Consider the following 6,000-nt stretch of genomic DNA (forward strand, 5'->3'; position numbering starts at 1 on the left):
GTGGTGATGATGGTTCTGGCGATGTTCGGAAAACTGCGCGTGCCCGGCCAGAAGCATCTGGCATCTCGACGTTGCGACAGCTGCGGTCGTTTCAAAATCGGTAAGGGCCCCTGCGCCTGCAAAAGCAAGGGAGGCCCTCGGCGATGATGCCATGGCTGTTTTCTGCACTCGGACTGGTGATTTTGCTCCTGGCCGGTGACGCGCTTGTGCGTGGTGCTGTGAATCTCAGCTTGCGCCTTGGTGTGCCCGCTTTGATCGTCAGTTTGACCATCGTGGCCTTTGGCACCTCGGCGCCGGAACTCTTGATTGCCATCAGCGCGGTGGAAGACAACGCAGATGGGATCGCGCTTGGCAATGTGGTTGGTTCGAACACGGCAAACATTCTTATGGTCCTTGGGATCCCGGCGCTGATGCGGGCCCTACACACCAGCGAATGCGACACCCGCAAGAACTATATTTTCATGCTCCTGGCCTCCGGGTTGTTTGTCGGTCTGGCGTTCTTTGGTGTCTTCACGGCCTGGTCTGGCGCACTCTTGCTTGCGGCTTTGGCCGCGATCCTCACAGTTGCATTCCGAGAGGCACAGGCGCATCGCCGCAATGGCAAAGGCAGCGATCTAGAAGAGATCGACGAAGCTGACCCCGATATGCCGTATTGGCGCATCGCCATCTATCTCGTGCTTGGTCTGGTCGGGCTGCCTCTGGGCGCTGACCTCCTAGTCGACAACGCATCGATTATTGCCCGCATGTACGGGATCACCGAAACGGTCATCGGTCTGACCCTCGTCGCTATCGGCACCTCGCTGCCAGAACTTGCCACCACAGTCATGGCCGCGTTGCGCCGTCAGGCGGATGTCGCCCTGGGCAATGTGATCGGGTCGAACATGTTCAACCTGCTGGCCATCATGGGGATTGCAACCTTTGTCGGGCCGGTCTCCGTCGATCCCAGCTTCTTGCGGACCGATTTGTGGGTGATGCTTGGGGCATCTTTGTTACTGGTGCCGTTTGTATTCTTCAAAATGGACATTACGCGGACCTGGGGCGTGATTTTGTCGACCGTTTATGTGGTCTACCTGGTGCAGCTGTTCTAACTCATAGCTCTCAGAGCATATGAGGAGACTTTCGAATGCGGGCATTGGTGACAGGCGCAGGCAAGCGCCTTGGCCGGGCGATGGCGCTGCAACTGGCTGAGCGGGGGTATGACGTCGCTGTACATTACGCCAGTTCCGCGACAGAGGCTGAGGAGGTTGTGGCCGAAATCAAGGGCCTTGGCCGCCGCGCGGTCGCGCTGCAAGCTGATCTGTTGGACGACAAGGCAACGCAGCAGCTGTTGCCTGCCGCCGTGGCCGCACTGGGCGGGCCGGTCACCTGCTTGGTGAACAATGCATCCATTTTTGAATTCGACAGTCTGGAGAGCGCTGACCGTCGCAGTTGGGACCGCCATTTCGACAGCAACCTCCGCGCGCCGTTTGTCCTGATGCAGCAATTTGCAGCGCAGGATCTGCCGGTGCAGACGGATCGTGCGGGGCGCACGCGCGCCGCCGGATTGGTCGTGAACATGATCGATCAGCGTGTGCGGAAGCTCACCCCTGAATTCATGACCTATACCCTGGCGAAATCTGCGCTCTGGACGCTGACACAGACAGGGGCTCAGGCGCTCGCACCCCGTATCCGCGTCAATGCAATTGGCCCGGGCCCCACCTTGCAAGGGCCTCGCCAAACCACTGCGCAATTTGAGGCACAATGCCAAAACACCTTGTTGCAACGTGGTGCTGACCCGGCTGATATCACAGCGGCCTTGGCCTATCTGCTGGCTGCGCCTGCGGTGACCGGTCAGCTGATTTGCATCGACAGCGGCCAACATCTGGGCTGGGAAACGCCTGATGTTGTGGGGATGGAATAGCAGATCAAACGGTTTGGTTCCAAAGTGGTAACCGCAAGTTGTGCACCGCAGACAAAACCATCGCAAATTTGTTACAAAAATCCATTTGGAATCAAAAACTTGTCCGGTGGAAAATATCTTTCCTTTGTTTTCAGCATCTTGCATATGTGCCTAATTTTTAGGCAAACGCTCGAAATCGGCGCAAAATAAGGAAAAATGGCTGATAGCCATAAGATATCATCAGACTTATCCACAAAGCTCTTGGATTTGTTGTGTGTTGAACATCCTGCGTTTCCGTTGCAGACGCGGGAGGGGAATCATAAATCTGAACCATGACTGACCAACTGCCAGAATCCGCATCCGAAACGCCGTCTCAGCCGGCCAAAACCGGCTACGGTGTGATCCAGGACTATCTGAAAACACTGGACAGCTCTCCGGGCGTCTACCGGATGCTCGATCACGAGAGTCGCGTGCTCTATGTTGGTAAGGCGCGCAATCTAAAAGCGCGGGTGTCCAACTATGCGCGGCCCGGCCATAGCCCGCGGATCGAGCGTATGATCGCGGCAACCTCTTCGATGATGTTTCTGACCACCCGGACGGAAACCGAAGCGCTGTTGCTGGAACAGAACCTGATCAAGCAGTTGAAGCCGAAGTACAACGTGCTGCTGCGGGACGACAAAAGCTTCCCCAATATTTTGGTGTCAAAGGATCACCCGTTTCCACAGATCAAAAAACACCGCGGAGCCCGGCGCGAAAAAGGCAGCTACTTTGGTCCCTTTGCCAGTGCAGGCGCTGTGAACCGCACGCTCAACCAGCTTCAAAAGGCGTTCTTGCTGCGCAATTGCAGCAACGCGATGTTCGACAGCCGCACGCGCCCTTGTCTGCAGTATCAGATCAAACGTTGCACCGCGCCCTGCACGGGGGAGATTTCCGCCGAAGACTACGCCGCCTCCGTGCGCGATGCGGAACGGTTTCTCTCTGGCCGTTCCACCAAGATTCAAGAAGAACTCGCCGAGCAGATGTCTGCCGCCTCAGAAGCGATGGAGTTTGAGCGCGCCGCTGCTTTGCGCGACCGGATCAAAGCTCTGACTCAGGTGCAAACGTCCCAGGGCATCAACCCGCGCGGCGTTGCCGAAGCGGATGTGATCGGGCTGCATATCGATAGCGGACAGGCCTGCGTGCAGGTGTTTTTCATCCGCGCAAATCAGAACTGGGGGAACCAGGATTTCTATCCCCGGCTCAGCGGTGATGTGGCACCTGCCGAGGTCATGGAGGCCTTCCTGGGCCAGTTCTATGACAACAAGGAACCGCCGCGCCAATTGATCCTGTCGGATGGCATCGAAAACACGGACCTGATGGAACAGGCACTAAGCGACAAGGCTGGCCGCAAGGTTGATATTTTGGTGCCGCAACGGGGTGAAAAGTCCGAACTGGTTGCCGGAGCGGTGCGCAACGCCCGCGAAGCTCTGGCCCGGCGTATGGCTGAAAGCGCGACCCAGGCCAAACTCTTGCGCGGTTTGGCAGAGGCGTTTGACCTCGATGGGCCGCCGCAGCGCATCGAGGTCTACGACAACTCGCATATCCAGGGCAGCCATGCGGTTGGTGGCATGATTGTCTCCGGACCCGAGGGCCTGATGAAAAATGCCTATCGGAAGTTCAACATCAAGGGTGATGAACTGACCCCCGGTGATGACTTTGGCATGATGAAAGAGGTATTGAATCGCCGTTTTGCCCGCCTGCTGAAGGAAGACCCCGACCGCGATAAAGGGCTGTGGCCGGATCTTCTGTTGATCGATGGTGGGGCCGGGCAGGTCTCTGCAGTGGCAGAGATCATGGCAGAGCATGGCGTCGAAGACATCCCGATGGTTGGCGTGGCCAAAGGCGTAGATCGTGATCACGGGAAGGAAGAATTCCACCGGCTGGGTGCGCGACCCTTTGCGCTGCAACGTAACGATCCGGTGCTTTATTTTGTGCAGCGCCTGCGCGACGAAGCGCACCGTTTCGCGATTGGCACCCATCGGGCCAAACGGGCCAAAGCGATGGGGGCCAATCCGCTGGATGATGTGCCTGGTGTTGGCGCCTCCCGCAAACGGGCGCTGTTGGCTCATTTCGGCAGTGCCAAGGCCGTGAGCCGGGCCAATCTCGCGGATCTTACGGCGGTAGAGGGCGTATCGGCCGCTTTGGCACAACGGATCTATGATCACTTTCATGCCCAGGGGTAGGGCGAAAGCTATATTCCAGATGGCTCCGGCGTCACATGGTCTTTGGCAGCGGATTGTCGGGGCGACAACCCAGCCAAGAGGAACGCGGCGCGCCTGCCTTGGGGACGCGCCAACACCTCGCAGAGATTTTGATTTGTTGCGCTTTTAACTGGGAACGCTGCGGGCTAGTGTGCAGCCATGAAATGGACTGTCCCAAATATTCTGACCGTGCTCCGTCTGCTCGCAGCGCCTGGTCTTGCTATAATGTTTCTCTATTTTTCGCGGCCCTATGCGGATTGGTTTGCCCTGATCCTATTTGTCAGCGCGGCAATCACCGACTGGTTTGATGGGTATTTGGCCCGCGCCTGGAAACAGGAAACCAAACTGGGCGCAATGCTGGATCCGATCGCGGACAAGGCGATGGTTGTGATCGCTTTGATGATCCTCGTGGGCTTTTCTGCAGAGCATTGGACGCCTTGGCTGGTGCTGCCTGCAACCATCATTCTGTTCCGCGAAGTGTTTGTATCCGGCCTGAGAGAATATCTGGGGGACACCGCGGGCACACTGAAGGTCACGAACCTGGCCAAATGGAAAACCACAGCACAGATGGTGGCTATTGCGACGCTGTTTTCGCAGGGGATCTTTGAACACTATCTGGTGATGTCGTCCTTTGGGATGGATCAGGACCTGGTTGATCAGATTATGCTGGGGCAGGTCAGTGATGAACTGGGGCTGCGCTGGAAGTTTGAGGGTATGATCTGGACCGGTCGCATTGGTTTGGTTCTGTTGACCGTCGCGGCGGCGCTAACGCTGATCACCGGCGCGGATTACCTGCGCAAAGCACTGCCCCACCTGAAGGAGACGCGCTGATGGACATTTTGTATTTCGCTTGGGTCCGCGAACGTATCGGCGTACCGCGGGAACAAATCGAAACGTCCGCTGCGACGGTGGCTGATTTGGTCAAGGAGTTGGCGGCCCGCGAAGACCGCTATGCTGCAGCGTTTGCCGATCTGTCTGCTTTGCGCGTTGCGATTGATCAGGAGCTGACAGATTTTGATGCTTCATTGCAAGGCGCGCGAGAAGTTGCCTTTTTCCCGCCGATGACCGGAGGGTGATCAATGCGGATCGCGGTTCAGGAGGCAACATTCGATATCGGCGAAGAAAGCAATCGTTTCGCGGCTGGCTTGGCCGCGCGTGGTGCCAACGCTGGTGCGATTGTCACCTTTACGGGCGTCGTGCGCGGGTCTGACACAGGTGACATGACCGCCATGGAGATCGAGCATTATCCCGGCATGACCGAACGGGCGATCCGAGAGATTGCCGATCAGGCCAAAGCGCGCTGGTCTTTGGCGGATGTGTTGGTGATCCACCGTCACGGCCGCCTGGAACCGGGTGAGCAGATTATGATGGTTGCGACTGCATCGCGCCATCGCGTCCATGCGTTCGAAGCAGCGGAGTTTCTGATGGACTATCTGAAATCCCGCGCACCGTTCTGGAAAAAAGAGTTCTGCCGTGATGGCTCTGGCGCTTGGGTCGAAGCCAAAGACAGCGACGAAGAGGCGCTTGATCGCTGGACGTGACTAGAAACGTGCGGGACAGGTGAGCTGGCTCGCGATATGTGCTGCGGCCACGTCGCTAAAACGGATCTCTAGCCTTCGCCCTAGCCTTCACCGATGCTATGCACTGCTCAGCCGTGAAGCTGTGCTCGCAACTCTTCCGCCTCGCGCCGCGCTTCGCGTAGCCCGTCCATCGTTGCCTGCAATTCGGCTTCGGCTTGCACATGTAAGTGCCGGATGTAATCTCCCCAAAAGGGGCGTTTGAAATTTCCCCAGTTGGTAGCGTCCTGGGCGATTTTTGAACCTTAAATATTCAAAAATCGAACGGGGCGCGGGCCGTTAAGCTCGAAGCTCAAGAAGAAGG

The 6,000-nt window shown here is 57.5% G+C and carries 6 protein-coding genes; all 6 read left to right on the forward strand.

The genetic code is table 11. The features are described from left to right. The first annotated feature begins 143 nt into the window (after positions 1-143). The 6 genes from Q0C28_RS04135 (at position 144) to Q0C28_RS04160 (ending at position 5,660) form a co-directional block, all read left to right on the forward strand. Positions 144-1,088 (forward strand): calcium/sodium antiporter, encoded by a 945-nt coding sequence (locus Q0C28_RS04135; RefSeq protein WP_293573384.1) that lies wholly within the window; start codon positions 144-146, stop codon positions 1,086-1,088. Between the two features lie 35 nt (positions 1,089-1,123). Next, positions 1,124-1,900, forward strand: a complete 777-nt coding sequence (locus Q0C28_RS04140) for an SDR family oxidoreductase (RefSeq protein ID WP_293573385.1) — start codon at positions 1,124-1,126, stop codon at positions 1,898-1,900. Between the two features lie 311 nt (positions 1,901-2,211). Next, the gene (uvrC, locus tag Q0C28_RS04145) at positions 2,212-4,101 is read left to right on the forward strand and encodes an excinuclease ABC subunit UvrC (RefSeq protein ID WP_293573386.1); all 1,890 of its coding nucleotides are present in this window, start codon (positions 2,212-2,214) and stop codon (positions 4,099-4,101) included. A gap of 177 nt (positions 4,102-4,278) precedes the next feature. Continuing rightward, positions 4,279-4,950: a CDP-diacylglycerol--glycerol-3-phosphate 3-phosphatidyltransferase gene (pgsA, locus tag Q0C28_RS04150; RefSeq protein ID WP_293573387.1), complete on the forward strand. Its 672-nt coding sequence runs from the start codon at positions 4,279-4,281 to the stop codon at positions 4,948-4,950. Beyond that, the gene (moaD, locus tag Q0C28_RS04155; protein WP_293573388.1) at positions 4,950-5,195 is read left to right on the forward strand and encodes a molybdopterin converting factor subunit 1; all 246 of its coding nucleotides are present in this window, start codon (positions 4,950-4,952) and stop codon (positions 5,193-5,195) included. The genes pgsA and moaD overlap by 1 nt, the downstream gene beginning before the upstream one ends. A gap of 3 nt (positions 5,196-5,198) precedes the next feature. After that, positions 5,199-5,660, forward strand: a complete 462-nt coding sequence (locus Q0C28_RS04160; protein ID WP_293573389.1) for a molybdenum cofactor biosynthesis protein MoaE — start codon at positions 5,199-5,201, stop codon at positions 5,658-5,660. Positions 5,661-6,000 lie beyond the last annotated feature (340 nt).

The sequence above is a fragment of the Phaeobacter sp. genome, assembly GCF_022825805.1.
GTDB lineage: Bacteria > Pseudomonadota > Alphaproteobacteria > Rhodobacterales > Rhodobacteraceae > Phaeobacter.

Coding starts and splice junctions, on each gene's coding strand:
- Q0C28_RS04140 (WP_293573385.1), top strand. CDS start 1,124: ATGCGGGCATTGGTGACAGGCGCAGGCAAGCGCCTTGGCCGGGCGATG.
- uvrC (WP_293573386.1), top strand. CDS start 2,212: ATGACTGACCAACTGCCAGAATCCGCATCCGAAACGCCGTCTCAGCCG.
- moaD (WP_293573388.1), top strand. CDS start 4,950: ATGGACATTTTGTATTTCGCTTGGGTCCGCGAACGTATCGGCGTACCG.
- pgsA (WP_293573387.1), top strand. CDS start 4,279: ATGAAATGGACTGTCCCAAATATTCTGACCGTGCTCCGTCTGCTCGCA.
- Q0C28_RS04135 (WP_293573384.1), top strand. CDS start 144: ATGATGCCATGGCTGTTTTCTGCACTCGGACTGGTGATTTTGCTCCTG.
- Q0C28_RS04160 (WP_293573389.1), top strand. CDS start 5,199: ATGCGGATCGCGGTTCAGGAGGCAACATTCGATATCGGCGAAGAAAGC.